Origin of the sequence: Rothia halotolerans, from assembly GCF_004136635.1 — a bacterium.
GTDB lineage: Bacteria > Actinomycetota > Actinomycetes > Actinomycetales > Micrococcaceae > Rothia > Rothia halotolerans.
The window spans coordinates 728,772-749,846 of sequence record NZ_NOIU01000002.1 but is presented as its reverse complement, the minus strand read 5'-3'; the positions used below and the strand labels follow the sequence as shown (position 1 = coordinate 749,846).

General features: G+C 63.3%; 28 protein-coding genes, 2 tRNA genes and 2 pseudogenes. 23 read left to right on the top strand and 9 right to left on the bottom strand.

Annotated elements, in window-relative coordinates; translation table 11 throughout:
- The first annotated feature begins 169 nt into the window (after positions 1–169).
- Positions 170–1,399: a cytochrome P450 gene (locus tag EWV39_RS08470; RefSeq protein ID WP_129658598.1), complete on the top strand. Its 1,230-nt coding sequence runs from the start codon at positions 170–172 to the stop codon at positions 1,397–1,399.
- 206 nt (positions 1,400–1,605) lie between these two features.
- Here the strand turns inward: EWV39_RS08470 and EWV39_RS08465 are convergent.
- Positions 1,606–1,681, bottom strand: a tRNA-His gene (locus EWV39_RS08465).
- A 141-nt stretch (positions 1,682–1,822) separates the two neighbouring features.
- Positions 1,823–2,449, bottom strand: a complete 627-nt coding sequence (gene orn / locus EWV39_RS08460) for an oligoribonuclease (protein WP_129658596.1) — start codon at positions 2,447–2,449, stop codon at positions 1,823–1,825.
- 156 nt (positions 2,450–2,605) lie between these two features.
- Between orn and mptB the strand changes: the two genes are divergently transcribed.
- Together mptB and EWV39_RS08450 are read left to right on the top strand one after the other, a co-directional pair.
- Positions 2,606–4,135, top strand: coding sequence for a polyprenol phosphomannose-dependent alpha 1,6 mannosyltransferase MptB (mptB, locus tag EWV39_RS08455; protein WP_129658594.1), 1,530 nt, complete (start codon positions 2,606–2,608; stop codon positions 4,133–4,135).
- A gap of 251 nt (positions 4,136–4,386) precedes the next feature.
- Positions 4,387–4,462 (top strand) — tRNA-Arg (locus tag EWV39_RS08450).
- Positions 4,463–4,544: 82 nt separating this feature from the next.
- Here EWV39_RS08450 and EWV39_RS08445 read toward each other — a convergent pair.
- Positions 4,545–5,666, bottom strand: a complete 1,122-nt coding sequence (locus EWV39_RS08445; RefSeq protein WP_129658592.1) for a tyrosine-type recombinase/integrase — start codon at positions 5,664–5,666, stop codon at positions 4,545–4,547.
- Complete coding sequence (locus EWV39_RS08440; protein WP_129658590.1) at positions 5,656–6,279, bottom strand: helix-turn-helix domain-containing protein; 624 nt, start codon at positions 6,277–6,279, stop codon at positions 5,656–5,658. The genes EWV39_RS08445 and EWV39_RS08440 overlap by 11 nt, the downstream gene beginning before the upstream one ends.
- Before the next feature lie 114 nt (positions 6,280–6,393).
- On the opposite strand from EWV39_RS08440, the gene EWV39_RS08435 reads away from it, so the two are divergent.
- From EWV39_RS08435 to EWV39_RS08350, 18 genes and pseudogenes are all read left to right on the top strand, one after another.
- A complete protein-coding gene (locus EWV39_RS08435; protein WP_202864911.1) occupies positions 6,394–6,621 on the top strand; it encodes a helix-turn-helix transcriptional regulator in 228 nt (75 codons plus the stop codon).
- A gap of 48 nt (positions 6,622–6,669) precedes the next feature.
- Positions 6,670–6,957: a hypothetical protein gene (locus EWV39_RS08430; RefSeq protein ID WP_129658588.1), complete on the top strand. Its 288-nt coding sequence runs from the start codon at positions 6,670–6,672 to the stop codon at positions 6,955–6,957.
- The gene (locus EWV39_RS08425) at positions 6,954–7,370 is read left to right on the top strand and encodes a hypothetical protein (protein WP_129658586.1); all 417 of its coding nucleotides are present in this window, start codon (positions 6,954–6,956) and stop codon (positions 7,368–7,370) included. Before EWV39_RS08430 ends, EWV39_RS08425 begins: the two co-directional genes overlap by 4 nt.
- Entirely contained in the window at positions 7,367–7,648 is a 282-nt protein-coding gene (locus tag EWV39_RS08420) for a hypothetical protein (protein WP_129658584.1), read from the top strand. Before EWV39_RS08425 ends, EWV39_RS08420 begins: the two co-directional genes overlap by 4 nt.
- A 4-nt stretch (positions 7,649–7,652) precedes the next feature.
- Positions 7,653–7,925, top strand: a complete 273-nt coding sequence (locus tag EWV39_RS08415; protein WP_129658582.1) for a hypothetical protein — start codon at positions 7,653–7,655, stop codon at positions 7,923–7,925.
- Between the two features lie 114 nt (positions 7,926–8,039).
- Positions 8,040–9,404 (top strand): AAA family ATPase, encoded by a 1,365-nt coding sequence (locus tag EWV39_RS08410; protein ID WP_129658580.1) that lies wholly within the window; start codon positions 8,040–8,042, stop codon positions 9,402–9,404.
- Positions 9,401–9,604, top strand: a complete 204-nt coding sequence (locus EWV39_RS08405; RefSeq protein ID WP_129658578.1) for a hypothetical protein — start codon at positions 9,401–9,403, stop codon at positions 9,602–9,604. Before EWV39_RS08410 ends, EWV39_RS08405 begins: the two co-directional genes overlap by 4 nt.
- Positions 9,585–9,770, top strand: coding sequence for a hypothetical protein (locus EWV39_RS08400; protein ID WP_129658576.1), 186 nt, complete (start codon positions 9,585–9,587; stop codon positions 9,768–9,770). Before EWV39_RS08405 ends, EWV39_RS08400 begins: the two co-directional genes overlap by 20 nt.
- Before the next feature lie 147 nt (positions 9,771–9,917).
- Positions 9,918–10,133, top strand: coding sequence for a hypothetical protein (locus EWV39_RS08395; protein ID WP_129658575.1), 216 nt, complete (start codon positions 9,918–9,920; stop codon positions 10,131–10,133).
- Positions 10,134–10,148: 15 nt separating this feature from the next.
- Positions 10,149–10,691 carry a flagellar biosynthesis protein FlhF gene (locus EWV39_RS08390; RefSeq protein ID WP_129658573.1) on the top strand — a complete coding sequence of 181 codons (543 nt, stop codon included), beginning with the start codon at positions 10,149–10,151 and terminating at the stop codon, positions 10,689–10,691.
- A gap of 201 nt (positions 10,692–10,892) precedes the next feature.
- On the top strand, positions 10,893–11,771 hold the full coding sequence (locus EWV39_RS08385) for a phage major capsid protein (RefSeq protein ID WP_129658571.1): 879 nt from the start codon (positions 10,893–10,895) through the stop codon (positions 11,769–11,771).
- 335 nt (positions 11,772–12,106) lie between these two features.
- Positions 12,107–12,607, top strand: a complete 501-nt coding sequence (locus EWV39_RS08380; protein WP_129658569.1) for a hypothetical protein — start codon at positions 12,107–12,109, stop codon at positions 12,605–12,607.
- Positions 12,608–13,007: 400 nt separating this feature from the next.
- Positions 13,008–13,346: a hypothetical protein gene (locus EWV39_RS08375; RefSeq protein WP_129658567.1), complete on the top strand. Its 339-nt coding sequence runs from the start codon at positions 13,008–13,010 to the stop codon at positions 13,344–13,346.
- Between the two features lie 500 nt (positions 13,347–13,846).
- Positions 13,847–14,101: a YbbN family protein gene (locus EWV39_RS08370; protein ID WP_129658565.1), complete on the top strand. Its 255-nt coding sequence runs from the start codon at positions 13,847–13,849 to the stop codon at positions 14,099–14,101.
- A complete protein-coding gene (arsB, locus tag EWV39_RS08365; RefSeq protein WP_129658563.1) occupies positions 14,098–15,189 on the top strand; it encodes an ACR3 family arsenite efflux transporter in 1,092 nt (363 codons plus the stop codon). Before EWV39_RS08370 ends, arsB begins: the two co-directional genes overlap by 4 nt.
- Positions 15,186–15,548, top strand: a complete 363-nt coding sequence (locus tag EWV39_RS08360) for an ArsR/SmtB family transcription factor (RefSeq protein WP_129658561.1) — start codon at positions 15,186–15,188, stop codon at positions 15,546–15,548. Before arsB ends, EWV39_RS08360 begins: the two co-directional genes overlap by 4 nt.
- A gap of 78 nt (positions 15,549–15,626) precedes the next feature.
- A pseudogene (locus EWV39_RS08355) lies at positions 15,627–15,837 on the top strand (arsenate reductase/protein-tyrosine-phosphatase family protein); the annotation flags it as partial.
- 118 nt (positions 15,838–15,955) lie between these two features.
- Positions 15,956–16,681, top strand: coding sequence for a sulfite exporter TauE/SafE family protein (locus EWV39_RS08350; RefSeq protein ID WP_129658559.1), 726 nt, complete (start codon positions 15,956–15,958; stop codon positions 16,679–16,681).
- Between the two features lie 58 nt (positions 16,682–16,739).
- On the opposite strand, the gene EWV39_RS08345 is transcribed toward EWV39_RS08350, so the two are convergent.
- Positions 16,740–16,976 carry a hypothetical protein gene (locus EWV39_RS08345; RefSeq protein ID WP_129658557.1) on the bottom strand — a complete coding sequence of 79 codons (237 nt, stop codon included), beginning with the start codon at positions 16,974–16,976 and terminating at the stop codon, positions 16,740–16,742.
- A 592-nt stretch (positions 16,977–17,568) separates the two neighbouring features.
- On the opposite strand from EWV39_RS08345, the gene EWV39_RS08340 reads away from it, so the two are divergent.
- Positions 17,569–17,877, top strand: a complete 309-nt coding sequence (locus EWV39_RS08340) for a hypothetical protein (protein ID WP_129658555.1) — start codon at positions 17,569–17,571, stop codon at positions 17,875–17,877.
- A gap of 129 nt (positions 17,878–18,006) precedes the next feature.
- On the opposite strand, the gene EWV39_RS08335 is transcribed toward EWV39_RS08340, so the two are convergent.
- From EWV39_RS08335 to EWV39_RS14310, 3 genes and pseudogenes are all read right to left on the bottom strand, one after another.
- Positions 18,007–18,180, bottom strand: a complete 174-nt coding sequence (locus EWV39_RS08335) for an antitoxin (RefSeq protein ID WP_129658553.1) — start codon at positions 18,178–18,180, stop codon at positions 18,007–18,009.
- Positions 18,181–18,408: 228 nt separating this feature from the next.
- Positions 18,409–18,615, bottom strand: a complete 207-nt coding sequence (locus EWV39_RS08330) for a hypothetical protein (protein ID WP_129658551.1) — start codon at positions 18,613–18,615, stop codon at positions 18,409–18,411.
- Positions 18,616–18,772: 157 nt separating this feature from the next.
- Positions 18,773–19,223 (bottom strand): annotated as a pseudogene (locus EWV39_RS14310) (DinB family protein).
- Between the two features lie 167 nt (positions 19,224–19,390).
- On the opposite strand from EWV39_RS14310, the gene EWV39_RS08320 reads away from it, so the two are divergent.
- Complete coding sequence (locus tag EWV39_RS08320; RefSeq protein ID WP_129658549.1) at positions 19,391–19,936, top strand: GNAT family N-acetyltransferase; 546 nt, start codon at positions 19,391–19,393, stop codon at positions 19,934–19,936.
- Between the two features lie 9 nt (positions 19,937–19,945).
- On the opposite strand, the gene EWV39_RS08315 is transcribed toward EWV39_RS08320, so the two are convergent.
- Complete coding sequence (locus EWV39_RS08315) at positions 19,946–20,935, bottom strand: LacI family DNA-binding transcriptional regulator (protein WP_165313234.1); 990 nt, start codon at positions 20,933–20,935, stop codon at positions 19,946–19,948.
- Positions 20,936–21,075: the final 140 nt, after the last annotated feature.

Genomic DNA, 21,075 nt, shown 5'->3' with positions numbered 1-21,075 from the left:
CTCAACGGTGACCAGGGCTCACGGCCTCCGGCGATGGCGCGTGCCCGGGAAGGTGAAGGACATATTCCTGCCGAGGCGGTGCCCATTCCTCGCCGCGCGGCGCAGGCGTGCTAGCGTGACGAACCACGTCGTTCACTCGTCCCGCACAACCGAACCCAGAGGGGGTCCGATGACGGTCCGACCTTTCGACAGCACGGTGGCGTTCCTCCGCGAGGGCTACCCCTTCATCTCCTCACGCTGCGATCAGCTGGGGACCGATGTGTTCACCACCCGTCTCGCCTTGAGACCCGTCACCTTCATCCGCGGCGAGGAGGCGGCCGGGATCTTCTACGACGGCGACCGTTTCACCCGCGAGGCGGCGATGCCGCCGACCATCCAGCACCTCCTCCAGGACAAGGGGTCCGTGCAGGCGCTCGACGGGGAGGCGCACCACCACCGCAAGCAGGCGTTCCTCTCCCTGATGGGCCGGGACGCCATGGACCGGATCGGCGACCTGTTCGAGGAGGAGTGGCACACGGCCCTGCGGCAGGTGGAGGGACGGGACAGCGTCGTCCTGCACGACCTCGCCCGCCAGGTCCTCACCCGGACGGCCTGCCGCTGGGCGGGCATCCCGCTCTCGGAGACGGACGTGCCCCGGCTGAAGAGGGAGCTGTCGCTGATGATCGACCGCGTCGCCCTCTTCGGCCCGCAGAACTGGTACGCGCAATGGCGACGCCGCGGCACGGAGGCGTGGGCGGCGGGCCTGGTGGAGAAGGTGCGGGCGGGGGAGATCACGCCGCCCGAGGGCACCGCCCTGCACGTCTTCGCCCACCACGCGGACCTCGACGGCGAGCTGCTCTCGCCGGAGGTCGCGGCGGTGGAGCTCATCAACATCGTGCGTCCCCTGTTCGCCGTCGCCCGCTTCGTCGTCTTCGCCGCCGTCGCCCTGGAGCAGCACTCCCGCTGGCGCGAGGCCTTCGCGGCGGGAGAGGAGGCGGACCTCGAGCCGTTCGTGCAGGAGGTGCGCCGCTACTATCCCTTCTTCCCGGCCGTCCCCGGCCGCGTCAAGGAGGAGTTCGAGTGGCGCGGGCACTCCTTCGACGCCGGGGACTGGGTCGTGCTCGACCTCTACGGGACCTGCCATGATCCACGGCTGTGGGACGACCCGGCCAGCTTCCGGCCCGAGCGGTTCCGCGGCTGGAGCTGGGACGAGGATCCGAACACGCTGGTCGCGCAGGGAGCCGGCCGTCACGCGGAGAACCACCGCTGCCCCGGCGAATGGAGCACCGTCGAGGTGCTGAAGCGGGCCGTGCGGCTGCTGGCCCGCACGGACTGGAGGATCCCCGCCCAGGACCTCTCCATCCCGCTCGATCGGTTCCCCACGCTGCCTCGCAGCGGCCTCATCCTCACCCGCGGCTGAGCGGCGCAGCGACCGGGGACGCACCTGCGGCCGGTGCGGACCGGTGGCGGGATGCCGTCCCCGGTCAGAGACTCTGCGCCTCTGAGCGGGGTCACGCACGGACGGGCCGTTCCGGCGACGACGGCAGTGAAAGGGCAACGAAAAAGGGCGAGGCCCGCATCCAAGCCGAAGCAATGGCTCCGGATTGGATACGGGCCTCGCCCACATGGGGTGAGTGACGGGGGTTGAACCCGCGACCTCCTGGACCACAACCAGGCGCTCTGCCGACTGAGCTACACCCACCATATCTGCTCGGAAGGAACGACCGTCAGGCCTCTCTTTCGGGCAACAGATACGAGAATACACCAGGGCGGGATCGGCGGCCAATCCGCCCCGCGACCATGGAGGGTGATTAGCACCACACGACCGGGGCGCCGACGCCGGTCAGCCCTCCTCGGCGCCGCCCGTCGCCTCGACCGCCCGCTGGGCCGCCTTCTGGGCCGTCTCGGAGTCGGGTCCGGGGTGCGGGACGAAGACCGCCTCGCGGTAGTACCGCAGCTCCGTGATGGAGTCCCTGATGTCGCCCAGGGCGCGGTGGTTCCCGGTCTTCTCGGGGGAGCGGTAGTAGGCGCGGGGGTACCAGCGGCGGGCGAGCTCCTTGATGGTGGAGACGTCCACGATGCGGTAGTGCAGGTGCTCGATCACCTCGGGCATGTCCCGGACCAGGAAGGTCTTGTCGGTGCCCACCGAGTTGCCGCCCAGCTGGGCCTTGCGGGGCTCCGGCACGTACCTCTTGATGTGCTCGAGGACCCGGGCCGTGGCCTCCTCCATGGTGAGGCCGGCGTCGAGCTCCTCCAGCAGCCCGGAGACGGTGTGCATGTTCCGGACGAAGTCGTTCATCTGCTCCAGGGCCGCAGGCTCCGGCTTGATCAGCACGTCGAGCCCCTCGTCCAGGATGTTCAGCTCGGCGTCGGTGATCAGGACGGCGACCTCGATCAGAGCGTCGTGCTCCAGGTCCAGGCCGGTCATCTCGCAGTCGATCCACACGATGTTCTCACTAGATTTACTCACCTGCCCAATGTATCGCCCTCGCCGCCCGGGTGGGGCCGCGGGCGCTCCCGGGGCCGTGAAAACTGTAAAGTTGCCTGGTGAACGTCCAGCGGTCCAGGTGCTCGAGCGGGTCCGGCCGCCACGGCGTCGTCGGACCACCACAGACCAGGGGGATTCTTGAGCCAGAGCGCCGTCGTCGAGGCGAGTGGGCGGCCCGAGCCTAGATTCGTGCGGGGCAGCCCCCTGCGGACGATCATCATCGGCACCATCGGGTCCCTGCTCATGACCTTCGGGTCCTTCGGGATCGGGTGGCTCGCACCCGTCTCCGGGTTCCGGCAGAACTCCTTCATCATCCTGCTGCGCTACAACGACCTCGCGGTGCTGGCGTGCATCGTCGCCACCGCGGTGGGGGCGATGGCGCTCACCCGCGAGTGGCTGCGCCTGAGCCAGAAGATCTCCGCGTGGGACCAGCGGGCCAGGCGGTGGGTCACGGCCGCGGTGGTGGCGTGGGGGACCCCTCTGCTCTTCTCCTTCCCCCTGTTCAGCCGGGACGTGTACTCCTACTACGCGCAGGGCAGGCTCTACGACTCGGGGCTGAACCCCTACGAGTCCGGCGTCTCCTCGGTCAACAACTTCCTCCAGTACGGCGCGGACCAGCTCTGGAGCGAGTCGCCGCCGCCGTACGGGCCGGTGTTCCTGTGGATCGAGGGGATCGTGGCGCGGGCCGCGGGGACCTCGCCCGACGTCGCGTTCTACCTGTTCCGGCTCGCGGCGCTGATCGGCGTCGTGCTGATCGCGATCTACGTGCCCAAGCTGGCGGCGATGCACGGCGTCAACCCCACCCGGGCCGCCTGGCTGTGCCTGGCCAACCCCATGTTCCTGGTGCACTTCGTGATCTCGGCGCACAACGACGCGCTGATGATCGGCCTGATGGTCGCGGCGGTCTACGTCGCGGCGAGGTGGCGCAACCACTACGGCGGGATCGCGGCGATCACCATCACGACGCTGGCCGTGGCCGTCAAGCCGATCGCGCTGCTGATCCTGCCGTTCATCGGCCTGCTGTGGGCGGGCAAGGGCGCCTCCTGGCCCCGGAAGTTCCTCTACTGGGCGATGACGCTCGCGATCACCCTGGTGGAGCTGTGGCTCATGGGCCTGGCCAACGGCTTCGGCTTCGACTGGGTCGGTGCGCTCTCCACGACCGGCGGCGTGTGGATCTGGTACGCGCCGATCGGGGCGCTGGGCTTCCTCGCCAAGATCTGGGCGGACTCGCTGGGGCTCTCCGGCGGGGACATCCAGTCGGCCATCTACAAGGGCGCGCAGGTGGTGGGCGTCATCGGCCTGGCGATCCTCGCCTTCCTCGGCCGGGACGAGAAGATCATCCGGCGCCTGACCATCGGGCTCGCCCTGATCGTGATGTTCAACCCCATGATCCAGGCCTGGTACGTCGTGTGGCTGATCCCCTTCTTCGCCGCGACGGGCATCCGCACGGACTGGCACGTGGACTTCTTCTTCCTGACCACCGTGTTCTTCATGATGTGGGCGGTCTCGGACCAGCTGGACGTCTTCCCCTACCTCGACCTGGACCTCAACATGGGCCGGCTCGTGGCGGCGGTCATCGCGCTGGTCTACGGCGTCTACCTGATGTTCGTGGACCCCTCCACCCGGAGGGTGTTCCGCCGCGACAAGACGGCGGGTGCGATCGTCTGACGGGGGCTCCACCCATAGGCTTCTCACCCCGCCGGGTGCGACGCCGCCGTCTGCCGGATCACTGCAGGCAGGTAAGGGTGGGCTCCGGCTCCCGGCGCCTCACCGACCGCCTCACGTCAGGGACTGAAGAGAACTCACGACGTCGTCCCACCATCGCTGCCCGTACGGGCGGGTATGCGGCTGGCGGGTCAGGGTGGAGACCGTGCCGCACGAGGGGTACTCTGGACAGGTCGTCTCGGCGGAGACGGCGCGCCTCAGTAGCTCAGTGGATAGAGCAGGAGCCTTCTAATCTCTTGGTCGGGGGTTCGACTCCCTCCTGGGGCACCACATGGACCGTCTGACTAGGTAAAACGCCGAATCAGGCGGTCCTTCTCGTTGGTAGGGGGGTTCCCGATCCAACATAAACCCATCACTCTGATTCCGCCTTGCTTCCCAGCACTTCAAGGGCGTTCGAGACGTCAGGTGCGTCCTGCAGCTTCATCACGTAGTGCCGCAGGGTGACCTCTTCGGAGGCATGGCCCAACTGCGCTGAGGCGGCCTTCAGGCTGTCCGTGTGGGCAAGGAGCGTGCCTACCGTCGTACGGATCGTGTGAGGGTGCACCCAGTCGAATTCGGTTCCCTCGAGCTGTTCACGCAACCGCGTCCGGAAGTTCGACGGGTCCCACAGGGTGCCCCGGATCGAGGGGAACACCCAGGGGCAGTAACGCTTCCGCCGGCGGAGCATATCGGCCGTGAACGACGGTACGTAGAGCCGGTGCATCGACCCCAGGGACTTCGGCCGCGGCTCCCAAACCATGCCAGTCTTCTTCACTCGCTTGGCAGCCCCCGCGATGGTCACTCGGGCGCGGGGTGCCAGTTCGATATCTTCCCAGCGGAGACCGAGTGCTTCGCTGATCCTGGTCCCGGTTCCGAGGAGCAGGTCGAACACGTCGAGAACGTCGCCCGAGAGGACTTTGCGGAGCCTCTGGACCTCTTCATCAGTTAAAGCCCTGGTCTCGTTCTTGGGCACGATGATCGACCCGACATAGAGCATCGGGTTCGTGGGCAGGGCGTCCCGTTGTGCTGCGAGGGCGAACATCTGCTTCAAGACGGTCTTAGCGTGCTTACCATTCGAGGGGCCGTGGTCCTTGGCGATGTTCCGCAGGGCCTGGTCCAGCAGTCCGATGGTGGCTTCCGAGAGCCTGACGGCACCGAGCCGGGGGAGCACGCAACCGTCCAGCACCTCTCGGTAACGGTCATAGGTTCGGAGCGCGAGGTTCTTCCCCTGGATGTGTTCCCACCATGCGTCCGCGAGAACAGCGATCCTGGAGTCTCGATTCAGCTTCGTCGGGTCCTGGGGCGTCAGTCGATCCCGGAAGGCCTCTTTAAGGTTGTTCTCCGCCTTCCGAGCGGTGGCCCCCTTGCGTTCCACGAGGCGCAGTTCTCCGTCGTAGTCTCTGTAGCGGCCCTTGGCGATGAAGTGCCCGGGGGTCTTCTCGCTGACCTTGATGTCGCCCCAGGACCCAAGGGGCGTGGGTGGTCTAGGCGCCACCTGGCTGCTCCTCTTCAATAGCCCAAGGCTCGATCCCGAGTTGACTCAATGCAAAGCTGATGTATGAAAGGGCCTCAGTGTTTGTGCGAATACTAAGTTCCAGATACTTTTTCAAGTCTGATGGAATAGGGTCACCCGTCTGTTGAGATTTCTTATCCGCATCCAATTTCTCTAATTCGCGTAAATGTTTACCCCAAAGACGCTCTCGATATTCGTGGATCGTTCGAATCGCGAGCTTCACATCGTTGCTCAAGTCCTCGGGTCTGCTGTGCTCATACAAGGGGGCAACCTGCTCATAAGCTCGGACAGAGGGTACTGGGTTACCCGGGCTAAGTTCAATGCCCTCTACTGGTTTAAAGGGCGAGGCGATCAGGCTGGCGAGGGGCACGTCTAGTGCTCCAGAAATTGATAACAAGTCTTGAATGGATACAGAAGTTTTTCGGCCATTCTCCAGGTTTGTAATTGAATTTCTGGGTACAAGATAGCCGATCCGGCCTGTGGCATCACTGAGTTTTTGAGCGGATAGCTTCTGCTTCATCCGGTACTTCTTCACGTTCTGACCGATGGTCAAGGAGAGGTTGGCGCCCCAGTCACTCTGATCGTCTTGCTTCATGGGAACACATTATCGCACCCTCTTGCACTCTGGCGAACCTAGTCGTATGCTTGAGTCACCGGAACACAGTCAAGCCGAAACTGTGTTGCAGTGAACCAAGGAAGAAGGGGCAGCATGTCGAAGACGTTGCCGGAGTCAGCTACCGCGCTTGAGATGGGGGACCGTCACCTCACCATGCAGGACCTCGCAGATCGCGAAGGGGTCGCGCTTCAGACGGTCAAGTCCTGGAGGGTGCAGGGCTACGGGCCCAAAGCAATGAAGATCAACAACAAGTTCGTGAGGTTCCGTCTCTCGGATGTCATCGCATGGGAAGAAACCCTCATGGAGGACTCGGCCGCTTGATCCCGCCACTGGTCACCACGCCAGGGCACAACCGAAGGGGAGATCTCCGTGCTCATTACCCGCGACACCCATAAAGCCCGTGTCAGGGACGCCTTCCTCGCGCTTGCCGAACAGGCCGGGCAGCCCATGTCAGCTTCCCGGGCTGCTCGTCTGACACGACAGTTTAAGAAGGGGAATCTCGAGGTCGAGTTCGCGCAGCTCATGCTCAGTCTGGAGGTCGCCCGGATCGTCCAGGATCCCGAGCTGGGACCGGTGATCGACTACCAGGATGAAACCGGCGAGACGGCGACCAACCGTCTTCTCGCCGAAGACCTCGCGAAGGTGGTGCTCCGATGACCACCACCCCGAGCGCACAGAAAAACGGCCACCGCGCACTGTCGCCAAACATCAGCGCGATGACCGTTCAGAACAACGAAACTCAATCCAACAAGTACAAGAAGGAGTCCGCTATGACTCACCAGCCTACTCGCAACCCGCTCATCCCCGCCAACTTCACCTGCGAAATCGACCCCATCACCGGCGGCCCCACCGGACTCTACTGGGGACCCTGCTCCGAGAACGAGGCCGTCACCGCGTTCATCCTCGATACGGGACCTGCCTCTGACCTCGAGGTGGAGTACTCCTTCGAGCACTTCACGGACATGAGCTACCTCGACGCCGAAGATTACTGCGAAGAGGTCTACCAGTTCCTCGCCGCAGTGAACACGTGGACCGTGTTCGGTGAGAACCACGGGAGGGCCGCAGCATGAACACCATCCCCACTCGCTTCCGCCCCGTCCTTCCCGGTGACCGCCGATACCGGCAGCTCATCGAAGGCGAGATCTACGCCGCGGACGAGGTCAACGCAGAGTTCCTGCAGTGCGCGGTCGAGATCATCCCCGGCGTCGGACCTGAACCGATGCTGAACGTGGACCTGAACATCCACGACGCCGATATCCAAGAGGTTCGGGCGGTCATCGGGCAGCTCATGTCCTGGATGCTCATCCAGGAAACCCGGCTCGCCACCGGTGATCGCGAGGCGGAGTGATGTCGTGGACTTCTCCGAGAACCTCGATGCCGAGCACCTGGCCCACGCCGCGGCCTGCCTAAACCATCCTGACCCGGCGATCCGGGCAGCGTTCCTGACCGGGACCGTGGTCGGGGTCGCGCAGGGCAAGAGCATCTACGGCACCGCCATGGACGACTACGCCACGGCGCGGGCCGCGGACTTCGGAAAGTACCTCGGCCCGCCGCCGCCGGACCTGTTCCACCAGCGCCTGAATCTCTCCGATCCGACACGCGAGCAGAACCGGCACGCTGCATAACCAAACACCCCTCCGGCACGGGCCGGGACACTCCCCACAACGGGTCGTGTCCCGGCCCGGCCCCTACCCGCCTCTCATCGTTGAATCCCTTACCTATGGGGAAGGAGCCACACCTTGGCAGAGACTCAGACCGAAGCCCGCAGGGAGCTTCGGATCACCTACGCCCACATGATCACCCCGCACCGACAGCGCTGGCTGTGGGCACCGGAACACCAGGGAGTAATCCCCCTGGCCACCGGGACCATCGCCGCCGGAGCCGGTGGCGAAGGAAAGTCCACATTCATGCTCGACCTCGCCGCCCAACTGACCCGCGGGGAACTGCCCGGAGACCTCTACGGCACCAAACACACGGTGATCATCTTCGGGCCCGAAGACGACTGGCCCACGGTCATGGTCCCGCGACTGATCGCCGCCGGCGCCGACCTTGCCCGCGTCGCCCAGGTTCAGGCAGCCACCATCACCGACTCCTTCACCAATGAGCGAGAACTGAGGTTCCCGGTGGACCTGGATCTCCTCCGCGAAGCCGTGGACCAGACCGGAGCACGTATGGTCATCATCGACCCCGCACCCTCGCTGATGGATGGGGACATGAACAAGGTCCAAGACGTTCGCCGGTCCTACGAACCGCTGATGGCCCTGGCCCAGGAGAAGGATCTTGCCATCATCTTGATCAATCACTTCGGCAAAGGCGCGGGAAGCATCGGCGCGAAGCTCTCCGGCTCCCACGCCTGGCGTGACCTCACCCGGTCCTACTTGGCCTTCGCCTCCGATCCCGATAGCGGGGAACGGATCATGACCCAGGACAAGAACAACTACGGCACCGGGTGCGGATCGTGGAAGTTCGCCTTGGAGTCCGTGGATGTCCCCACCGATGACGGTAACGCCAACGTCGGGAAAGTCCGATTCCTCGGGGCCTCAGATCTGACCGTCTCGGATCTGATCAACCGGGATGTGATGACCGAAGCCGATGAAGATGACCGCAACGCCGCTCAGGGATTCGTCTACGACTTCCTGAAGAACACCGACGCTCACGAGGCCAAGGCAGGGGATGTGATCAAGGCCGGACTCGCGGAGGGCTTCTCCAAGGACGAGTTGAAGAAGGCCCGCTCACGATCCAAGAACCCTCGGATCCTGTCGGTGAAGTCTTCCTTCGGTGCCGGGTGGGTGTGGCAGATCGACCCCGAAGGTGCCACCGAAACCGCCGAAGGTGCCCAAGGTGCCGAAGGTGCCAGCACACAGGGACCGGTGGCACCTACGGCACCTGATCCCGAAGGTGCCACGAAGGTGCCTGCATCCCAGAACGTGGCACCTTCGGCACCTTCGCTACATGACGTGGCACCTTCACAGCTCTGCCGCCGGGCCGAATGCGATCTGCCCACCGTAGAAGGCGCAGACCAATGCGCCCACCACCTCGACATCAGTTCACGCTTCGCCCGCTTCGAAAAGCAGTGGGCACATCAGAAGGGAGACGCGGCGTGAGCCAGCTCCAGCACCGCCTCCGGGTCAAGCCCTACACCTGGGACCCGCACACCAACCCCATCCCCGGACTGGTCATCATGTCCGGGCAATACATCAAAGCGTTCATCCCCACCGACCAGATCATCTCCGTGGCCACGGCCATGGCCGATGTCTACGAAGCCCAGCAGAAAGGCACCGACCATGACCGCCACGCCGCATAACAGCTGCACCGTCCGCCTGGGGTACCTCTGCGAGACCGACCAGACCCCCGCGCTGGTCTTGTTCGATCGGATTCACAAGAACGTCGTCACCATCGCCCTGTCCGAGGTTCATCAGGTCGCGGATCGGATGATCGACCTTGCCGAGAACCAGGCGGGCAGCGCATGAGCGGCTACCAGTACAACCCACCGAAGCCGCGGCCTGACCCGGCAACCATCATCGCCCTACTGCGCCGGGAGAATACCCGGCTGCAGCACGAACTCCACTACTGGAAGACCCAAGCCCAGCAGGGCCCCAATACGAAGGACACCGAGAATGCCGAACCGACCCGATAAGCAAACCGTCCTCGAACTGCTTCAACACAGCGGCCACAACATCAACTTCCGCACCGCCACGGCGAAAGTCATCAGCGACGACGGAGACCTCTACACCTACATCCCCGGCTCCGAATACCCCGGCAAGCTCGCCGTCTCCCCCGAGATCCTCGGCTGGACCTGGGACGAACTCAACGACCCCAACATCACGGAATAAGACAGGAACCCACCCATGACACCGCAGAACACTCCCCACGAGCAGGACCCGGACCAGGAGCCGCAGGACCCCGAGCAGGCCCCCACACCGGCGCAGGAGGTCCCTGAGCACGTGGCCACCGATCAGGAGCCCCAGGAAGACACGACCCCCGCACCGGCCGGGCAGGACCAGGAAGACCAGCAGCCGGACGCGGAGGAAGAACAGGAGGCGGGCAAGAACTCCAAGGCTAACCGGGAGGCCGCGAAGTACCGCACGCAGCTACGCGAGACCGAAGCGAAGCTTGAATCCGTCACTACCCAGCGGGACCAAGTACAGGCCGCCCTGGTCGAAACGCAGGTGACGGGCATGACTCCGAAACTGTTCTGGCAAATGTCCGACGGCCCGAGTGAATTCTTCACCGACGACGGGGCACTGGATACGCAGAAGATCCGGGACCGCATGCAGGAAATCCGGAAAGACTTCGGATTGAAGAACTCCATTGACCATTCCCTGGGAAGGGAAACCCCGCCCGAAGGAAGGCGTAATAGCCTGGCCAACGCCTTTACTCCGAACCACTAACAACTAGCATCAAAGACGCCGGCCCCGGTATACTGAACATAGGTTTAGTCACCGGGGCCAGGCGCTCTATTTCTATACCTAGACTTCAAGCCCCCGTGGGGCATTGACGGACCGGCCAGCGGCCACCGCAAGAACACTCTTAATTCTTGTTCTATCGGTGGCACACTCATATCGTCTGCCACCGGAAAGGTAAGGCAGAAAATGGCCTACGAAAATAGTACAACGACCAATTCCCCGAAGGGCTTCGCCCCCGATGAGGTGCACTTCCAGCCTAGTGAAGCAGTCCCCGAAGCACTGCTCATGCTGGCCTCGACCATAGTGAATACGACCCTCGAAGGGGACGCACCTGCCGTGCGCATCCCCTGGATCCGCGATGACCGACAGGTCACTCTCAACCCCGCGGACAACAGCAGCCCCGTATTCACCCCCGAGGGAAAGAACCTGGCGGTCTACCAGCCGCCTGTGGCAGAGACCGTGGTCAGTGTGCGGAAACTGACCCAGCTGTCCCACATCTCCCGAGAAATGTGGGACAGCGGAAGCAACGCACAGCTCCTCTCGCAGTGGTCCCAGCGCGCAGTCACCCGAGCAGCGGACACCGCCTTCCTCAACGGGTTCCCCAGCACTGACCCCAACTACCGACTGTCAGGTATCACCGAGACTGCAGGCATGGTTGAAGGCGGCAACATCACCACCAGCTTGGATCCTCTCGCAGACGCCTTGGCTCAGGTTGAAGCCAACGGTGCACAGCCGACGCACATCATCGCCAATCCCCTCGCGTGGGGAAAGCTGCGGAATCTGAAGACTGCTGAGAACTCCTATGCATCTCTGCTTGGCGCAGGAACAGAGGATCAGGATAGGAAGCTGTTCGGAATTCCCGTTCTGACGAACGCATCGGTTCCCGAAGAGCAGATGCTCATCCTCGACCGATCCGCCATCTCGTCGGTTGCCGGACCGGTCAAGGTAGCTCAGTCTGAACACGAACAGTTTAGCTCTGACCTGATTGCCTTGCGGCTGATCTGGCACATTGGGTGGGCGGTGCAGTACCCGGACCGCCTCGCAACGGTCACCGTCGGGGCCTAACAGCCCCGCCACACGGCCGCGGCCAGGACCCCGCTCACGGGCCCTGGCCGTGGCCTTTTCGTGTGCCTGGCCCTCGGGGCCGGTGTTAGACCGGCACCTCCCCCCGGGAGACCCAACACAGAGAGGTTCTGGTGGGTCGTGACGGATGCTGGCTTCAAGGGGTGGGGGATGCCCCTCCCCGGGCCCAAAGGTGCCCCCCACGGCATACTGCTCTCTCTCACCCCGGAACTGGGGCTTTCCGCTAGGTAACAGATCTTGAGTCTATCGTTGATGTCGTAGACTGGTCATAGAGTCGTTATTCGACTTATGCGGCGTAAATTCGGGAAGGTTGATCGGTGGGCAACAAGATAGAAAACGATGTGAAACGTTTGATGCGGCAGGCGAAAGATTCCATGTCCAGCTCAAATGATATTTATCCAGGAAGTCAGCAAAACCATCTTCTGGCTAAATGTGTCGAGCTATTGGGGTCAGTCTCGCATGGCGAACACTATGAAGCTTTGAGTGTCCTCCTCGTCCAGGATGGCGTAAGGCTTATTGGCTTTACCAATTCCGGGATAGTGGTTGCAACGGCCACAGAATCGGGGGATCATGGAAAAGATAAGAATTCTTATCTGCGAGTATTGAGAATTGATGATATTGATTTTTCCATAATTGACGCACCGTCGGTTTCTGAACTCCATGCAACTGAATGGGATGAGTGGCCTGGAATGGCGACAGTCCAAGTATCTGCTGGTGGCGAAGAAATCGGGCGTATCTTCCTGAATCGAATCAACGAGGGTAACGCCGCCGCTTTGAATTTGATTTACGATGCAATGCGGAAGCGTGTTGGATTCTAATAATTAAATCTACCTGAAATTCTTAAGCCCTCTTCCGTGACGGCAGATTTTCAGGGTTGCCTACTGCGGCATGGAGGCAATCGTCAGTTCGGGGATGACGGTGTTGAGCTAACAAGGGCCCATTCCATCCGTGTGACACCGCTGGGCGAGTATGTGGCCTTGCGTCCATCGGCGAGCGTAAGCGTATAGTTCATCCCGCTTGCCACTGCCTTGATCGTTGATCCGGCGAACTCATCGCCCGCTGCATAAGGGAATGCCGCAGTGTTTGTCGAGCCAGGGACTCTTTTAGGAAGTTCACTCATGCAGCCAGTCTAGTAGGGATCCTCCTGGGGGTTCATGCTGTGACACGCGGGTGCAGATCCTCCGTAGCACTGGTGTTCCGTCTGAGAAGATCGGTTGTATGGCACGATTCGGTAAAGCGAAGTATGAAGAGTACAAGGGCCAATCAGAGGCTGAACTCGCCACTAGGATTAGTCTGATGCATGCCTGGTCGTCTGGACTCAACGCGCTCATTGTTGTGCTTGGTCTGTTGTTGTCGGTGTATGCAGCCTGGTTCACCGTCATCTTTAATAACTGGGATGGTAGTGGCGCGGCTGAAGCCTCGGCCAATTCCTTGATGTACCTGGTACTGCTATTGGCCGCCGTGATCTTCTTGGTATCAGCCACTCGAGCGTGTATGGGTTACTACATCAAGCTCAGCGAGCTGGCTCGGGAAGCTAAAAACACCAACCAGGTGTAAGAGATTTGCCCAACACTTACCCAACAGAAACAGTGATATCGAAGGGTACTCATCGGCACCCTCACTTACGTGAAGGCTGGATGGATAGCCGTGAAATCAACGGATACTAGCCCAGCGGAACCCAACAGAATGACCCTAGCTAGAATCTCTTGGTCGGGGGTTCGACTCCCTCCTGGGGCACCGACTACAGCCCCGTTCTGACTAGGCACTATGCCCGGTTGGGGCGGGGTTTTCTATTTTCGGCACTCGTCGGCCCGCTCATCGTTCATCCCTGATGATGGACTCTTCGGACCAGAGGTCGATAAGGGCGACCTATGGATTGTGCCTGAATACTGGTAGCCCCGGTTGTCAGAGAGTGCACTTTTCGCTGGCCGGCATCCGAGCTCGCCACCGTGAACCCTGATGAGCATCCGGTGCCGGAATACGGCCGAGCTTGCCTCATTGATTCGAAAAACTTCAATATAGAAGCACACCGAATCACTAACCCTTGGAGACTCTGCATGAGCGCCGTCTCTCACTTCGCCAGCGCAACCTTCCGTCATGAAGTGCTCGAATCGGATCTGCCGGTCGTGCTGGATGTCCGGACCACGTGGTCCGGACCGTCTCGTCAGCTCATACCACCGCCCGACCAGCTCGCCGGCGGGGTGGAGGTCGTCACGGGCGAGGCTGACGCGAATACCGTCTCGATCGCCGCTTTCAGCGGCGCACGCACGACGCCGGCGATTGCCGAGAAGGTCGAGGTGCTGCCCGCATGACCGTTGCCGCTGCTCCCACTCCCCGTACATCACCGAAGAGGCTCTCCACTCTCGACAAGTGGCTGCCCCTGTGGATCGGTCTCGCGATGATCACGGGCCTCCTGCTCGGCCGTTTCATCCCTGCTCTCTCGGATCTGCTCGGCAGGCTCGAAATCGCGGGCATCTCGGTGCCGATCGGGCTCGGACTGCTGGTGATGATGTACCCGGTACTCGCAAAGGTCCGCTACGACCGGGTCGCCGCGGTGACCGGCGACAAGAAACTGCTGGGCTCATCGCTGGTGCTGAATTGGCTCGCAGGTCCCGCAGTGATGTTCGCCCTCGCGTGGCTCTTCCTCCCCGATCTGCCCGAGTACCGGACGGGGCTGATCATCGTGGGCCTTGCGCGGTGCATCGCGATGGTGGTGATCTGGAACGATCTGGCCTGCGGTGACCGGGAGGCGACCGCGGTGCTCGTCGCGCTCAACTCCGTCTTCCAGGTCGTGATGTTCTCCTTCCTCGGCTGGTTCTACCTGACCGTCCTGCCCGGTTGGCTGGGTCTGGACGCCCAGGGGTTGGACATCTCGGTCTGGCAGATCGCGCTGAACGTGCTGGTGTTCCTCGGCGTGCCGCTCGTCGCTGGTCTCATCTCGCGCTGGATCGGCGAGAAGCGCCGAGGCCGCTCCTGGTACGAGGAGAAGTTCCTGCCGGTCGTTGGCCCTTGGGCGCTGTACGGGCTGCTGTTCACGATCGTGCTGCTCTTCGCCCTGCAGGGGGAGGCGATCACCTCGAACCCGCTCGACGTCGCCCGGGTCGCGCTGCCGCTGCTCGTGTACTTTGCGATCATGTGGCTGGCCGGGATGCTGCTCGGCAAGGGAATCGGCCTCGGATACGCGCGGTCCACGTCCCTCGCCTTTACCGCCGCGGGCAACAATTTCGAACTCGCCATCGCCGTCGCCATCGGCACCTTCGGGGCCGCGTCCGGCCAGGCCCTGGCCGGAGTCGTCGGCCCGCTCATCGAAGTGCCCGTGCTCGTCGGCCTTGTCTACGTCTCCCTCTGGGTCGCCAAGGCCTGGTTCCGCACCGCCCCCTCCGAGGTGAGCGCACGATGACCGCAGCAGTCCCTGCCCCCGAGACTGAGACCTGTGCCCCGGTCGCCACCTGCTCGATCGCGCCGGAGGACGCTACGACATCGGCGACGGCGCTCAAGGCCTTGGCCGACCCGCTGCGGCTGAGAATACTTTCGGCTGTAGCGTCCGACCCGCGCGGAGAGTGCTGCGTGTGCGACCTCGCCGAGCTCGCCGAGGTGACTCAGCCGACAGTTTCCCACCATTTGCGGATCCTCAAGGAGACCGGATGGCTGGTCTCCGATCGCCGCGGCACCTGGGTCCACTACCGCATCGCACTCTCTCGCCGCGACGCAGTCGATACCCTTTTCGGCTCTGTGCTCGATTCCCTCACCCGCCACTGATTCTGGAAGGGTTCTTCAACGACCGATGACAAGCCCTCCGTCCTCTTCGTCTGCATTCACAACGCCGGGCGTTCCCAGATGGCGGCGGGCTTCCTGCGCCATCTGGCCGGTGATCGTATCGAGGTCCGCTCCGCAGGGTCGATGCCTGCCGATGAGATCAACCCGATCGCCGTCGAGGCAATGCTCGAGGCAGAAATCGACATCGCCTCGAGGCAGCAAGGCTCTGACGAGCGAAACGGTGCAGGACTCCGACGTCGCGATCACCATGGGCTGCGGCAACGCCTGCCCGCCGGGGGGTCTGAAGGGCAGACACCTCTTGCGTCCCTTCAGAGGCAGCGAGTGCCGACCTGCACTCCTTTCCCAGTCATCAGGCGTGGATGTGCTAATCCTGATATCAGGGAGGTCTCATGGAACCGATGCTTGTCGTGTCCGCAGCTGCAGTACTGTTTCTCGGTTCTCTAGTTCAGCGGGTTGCCGGGACAGGGCTAGCACTTGTCGCTTCACCGTTATTGGTTTTGATCCTTGGTGCAACAGTCGGTATCCAGGTCCTGTTGATCATCGGATTAGCAGTATGTGTGGTAAGCGCGGTCATGCTGCGAGGGTATATCGACTACCAGCGAGCCGCGATCTTGTTAGCTGCCTCGGTCGTCGGGTTGGTGCCAGGTGCCGTCATCGCTCGGATGGTCCCCGCGGCATGGCTACTGATCATCGTGGGAGGTATCACGCTGGGAGCGCTCCTCTCGACGAAACTCTTGCAGCGGACCAAGGTTTTTGGGGGTCGAGCCGGCACAGGATTAGCCGGAGCCCTCACTGGGTTCATGACCAGCACGGCCGCGTTGGGCGGCCCTCCGATGGTTCTCTATGCGCAGGCGGTGCGATGGGGGCACCTTGAATTCGTCGCGACCGTGCAACTGGTCTTCGCGGGAATCAATGTCTTATCGTTGATGGCCAGAGGGGTGCCTGATCTCCCCTGGATAGCTTGGATTACACTGACCTGTACTGCTTTGGGCGGTATGACGGTGGGGCATTTGACCAGCCAATATATAAATCAAAGGATCGCACGAATCGGGGTCCTCGTTATCGCCATACTGGGATCTATTGCAGCGGTACTCAAGGGTGTTTTCGAGTTGTGAATTATCATCCATTTCTGGTCCTTGCCGGAATTATGTCAGGGTGAAGGCGGAAGATCTGCTAATTCGGCCCCTCCACCAATGAGTCTATGTTCACGTCGAACTTGTACGAGATGGGTTCTGCGTGGGAGAGGCCCATGAACTTCGGCGGTCCCAGAGGGGTCTTCCCCTGTCTCCAGACCTCTTCGATGACTTCCTCGTCCAGGGGAGGGTGCCGTTTCCCGCTCGTATACAGATCGAAGATCCGTTTGGACTCGATGCGGTCAGTGGCTCGTATTTCGACTCTGAGAATGGGCATGTGCCTCATGATAGGGGGACTGTTCCTGGGAGTTTCCGCGGGTTCTTCCTGAGTAAACTCTGAGAACGTATCGGATCAGCGTGGGCAGAACCTCTGGGGTCGCTCCATGCTTATCGCCGCCCTGGGCTGCATAAGGGGACGACGTCGGGTGGAGAGGACGGCGTCGAACGTCGCCCCGATTCCGCGGAAAGGACATCGGCTGTTCGCATCTCATTCAAGTGCCACCGATACCGTTCTGAGCATGTGGACAATTGCTCTTCATCGGTGCTCTGCAGAGCCTCCTCCCATGAATGGGGAGGCGGCCATTGGTTGATCGGCCGGAAGAGAGGGACTCCAGAGGTTTTCCCGCCGAGTACGAAGTACACCACGCCGATATCTTCGACTTTCCCGCACCCGAGCCCGAGCGCCGCTGGTGGCCATGGTGGGTGGGGGCCGGTGGAGTGATCCTACTGGTGGGAAGCGGGTTGACCTGGGTGCTCGGTCCGTCCTAGAAGAGTTTCCGGCCTTCCCTCCGCAACCTGTGTGGAAAGGGTTGCCCTCGGAGTTCAGGTATGCAAGTGTACTTACTTATTAGGTGATGAGTATCACGACTATGACGGAAGTGCGGTTGATCGAGATGGGACGCAAGGCATTCAAAACGGCTGCGGCTGCGGCGGCACTGGCTATGGGCTCTCTGGCCGTCGCCACCCCCGCGCAGGCCAAGGTCACGACGGACTATGAGCTGAACTCGGTGTTCGTCTACGCGACGACCTTCAAGGAATGCAACAACACGACCAACAGCATCGCCAAGGACCTGCGAGTGCAGAACCTCCGTGTGGTGGTCGACGGGTGCGCGAAGGTCTTCAAGAATCCCCCCAAGGACAAGACATGGACTTCCACGATCGATTACTACAATCGGTGATCGCCGAGATGACCGGCTAGATGCCTTGGCCGGCGCATGAGTGGAGGCCCCGAGATATCTCGGGGCCTCCACTCCTGGAGTCGGCATGTTGCCTGAGGGCCGTTTCAGCCGACTGAAGGCATGCGCCGTCTATTCGTTGCCGACGTGCTTATCGGCCGCTTCCGCGCCTTTGTCGATCTGATCGTCGAACTTCTCCCCGGTCTTCTCCGAGGCGGAGTTCTTGGCCTTGTCGATGCCGGAGTCGCTGATCTCTTCACCCTTGCCGTTGTCGGCCGCGTCCTTGGCTTTGTCGAGAAGTCCCATGATGTGCTGCTCCTTTACCGATCGTGCATCAGTGTTGCGTATCCCACGCTACTGCCGGGGCGGTGGGGGATGTCTAGGGGTCTGATGAAGAAAGAGCGGACGCGATGAGGCTTCCGGTGTGGCGGAACAGGGCCCGGAGGACGCCGCCGCCCTGTATGCCTCGATGAGGTCGACGGCGCTCCGAGGTCGTGCCCCGCGCTTCAGCGACACATGTGGATGGTCCCTGAGCTATGACTCATCCGGCTCGCCGTCCGGCCGCCGATACTTTCCAGCACGCCAAGCCCCCACGAACCCCGCCACCGAGGCGCACCAGGCGACTCCGCCGACTATCAGCACCACCACCCGAAGCGCGCCTCCGTAGTCGATCGCTCCCATCACGAACCACATCATCAGCACCGTCACGAACAGGGGAGCGCACAGGTCGTAGAGCAGCATCTTCCAATTCATCCCTCCACACCAACACGGTCCATCCGCGCGGTCGTGCAGGGACGCCCCCGGGGCTGTGCCCCCGTGTCCACAGTCCAGGTTTCGCGGTGATCGTGGCATCGAGTTACCCCCCCCGACCCATCTGGTGCTTCCCGGCCGGTGTCCTTCACCGACGCGAGCTCAGGACCTGCTCCCGCAGGATGTCCGCATGGCCGCAATGCTGGGCATGCTCGCGCAGGACGTGGAGCTCGATCCAGCGAAGAGTGAGCGCTCCTCTCCGGTTGCCGTTCCACAGCTCATCCGAGGCTGCATGGCGCACGGTTTCGCGGGACCTCGCGCAGACGGCCAGGAACTCGGCCCTGACGGACTCGATGGAATCCGCCTCGTTCAGGTCGAAGGATTCGTCCGGTCCCGCGGGCAGCCCGGTCTCCGCTCGGGACCGTCCCGTCCGGGCCTCCTCGAACCAGACTCGTTCGACGAAGATCGCGTGCTTCAGGATCCCGAGCAGCGTGGTCTTGGACGGGCACCATCCGGGCGCGGGCTTCCTCCTCGGTGAGACCGTCCAGGCAGGCCGTCAGCATCTGCCGGTGCTGATCGATGAACGCCCCGAGCTGCATTTCGACGTCGGCCGAGTAGATCTCAGGCCGGTCCGGCGTCGTCATCTGCTCGTTTCCTCGGCCGCAGGCTCGGAAGAGGGTGTGTTCATGGGTATACGGTACCTTCCCGGGGCGCGGGCAGCGCCGTCCCTCTCGCCGGCGGAGCGGGGCCGATAGGGTGAGCGGTGATGACATCGCCTCGGCTTCCCCTCCGCACCGAACGGCTGGTCCTGCGACCGCACCGGGAGTCCGACGCCGCGTGGATGCACCGCGTCTGCTCCCGTCCGGACGTGGCCAGGCACCTGCTCGATGACCCGTGGACCGCCGCGATGGCCCGGGAGAAGAACGCGGAGCGGAGGCGCAGGACCGACCTGGACGGCAGCAGCGGATCGCTGAACCTCGTCGTCGAGCATCAGGGAGTCCCCGTCGGCGACGTCCTGCTCTGGTTCACGGACCGGGAGCACCGCGTCGCAGAGATGGGCTGGGTGCTCGATCCGGCTCACGGCGGCCGGGGGCTGGCGAGCGAGGCGGTCGGGGCCGTTCTCGGCCTGGCCTTCGATCACTACGGCGTCCATCGGGTCGCGGCGCAGATGGACGCACGCAACCTCGCCTCGGCCCGGCTGGCCCGCCGGGTCGGCATGCGCCAGGAGGCCCACCTGCGTCAGGACTGGTGGAGCAAGGGCGAGTGGACGGACACGCTCGTCTTCGGCATGCTGGCCGGCGATCGGGGTTGAGGTGAGCCCTCACCCCTCCGCCGGCGGCCGCCCCACCGACTCCGCGATCCTCACCTGCATCGGCAGCAGCCCCGGGTTCACCGTCCGGCCCGTCCAGGCGGCCTCGACGTGGTCCAGGGCCCGCTGGGCGAGCTGCTCGTAGGGCTGGACCACGGTGCTCAGCCGGGGCGTGATCCAGGATCCCACCTCGATGCCGTCGAAGCCGATGAGCGAGAGGTCCGCGGGGATGCTCAGGCCGTGCATCGGCGCGGCGGCGGCCAGGCCCACCGCCATGATGTCGCTGCCGGCGAAGACCGCCGTCGGGCGGTCCCTGAGCCGGAGCAGCCGGGGGAGGACGCTCGCGCCGAAGGCCTCGGAGTAGGGGCCCTCGAAGACGAGGTGCGGGTCGATCGCCAGCCCGTGGTCCTGCAGCGCCTGGCGGTAGCCGCGCAGGCGCTGCCGGGCGGAGTCCAGCGCCCCCGGCCCGCCCAGGTGGGCGATCCGCCGGTGCCCGTTGCTCAGCAGGTACGCGGTGGCCTGGTAGGCGCCGCCGAGGTTGTCCGCGCCGGCGAAGGGGCGGGTGGCCCCGGCGTCGTCCTCCATCCGCTCGTCGAAGACCACCAGCGGGGTGTTCCGGGGGACGGTCTCCAGGACCTCGGCGGAGCCGGACATCGAGACGAAGACGACGGCGCTCACCTCGCTCGAGGCGACCGCCTTGCCGAGCAGCGACCGCTCGCGCGCCTCGTGGCCGCCCGAGACGAGGATCTGCACCTCGACGTCGCGCCCCGCGGCGACGTCGGCGAACTCCTGCGCGAGCTGGGAGAAGTACGGGTTGGAGAGCTCGGGGACGATCAGCGCGACCGTCCGGCCCGGCTGCGGGCGGGCCCGGTAGCCGGTGGCCTCCATCGCCGCCCGGATCCTCTCCTCGGTCCGGGCGCTGACGCGCAGCTCGCCCCGGAGGAAGCGGGACACGGTGGAGACGGACAGCTCCGCATGTCGCGCAACGGCAGATATCGACATGGCTCTTCCCCTCGCCTCCACACGGTCGAACCACACGATACGCGGCGGCCCTTGCGCGCTTCCTCCGACACGCCTAAAGTGTGACGCACATCCTTTTGCGCATCTTTTGCGCAAAATAGGGACCATGAGACAAAGGAGTT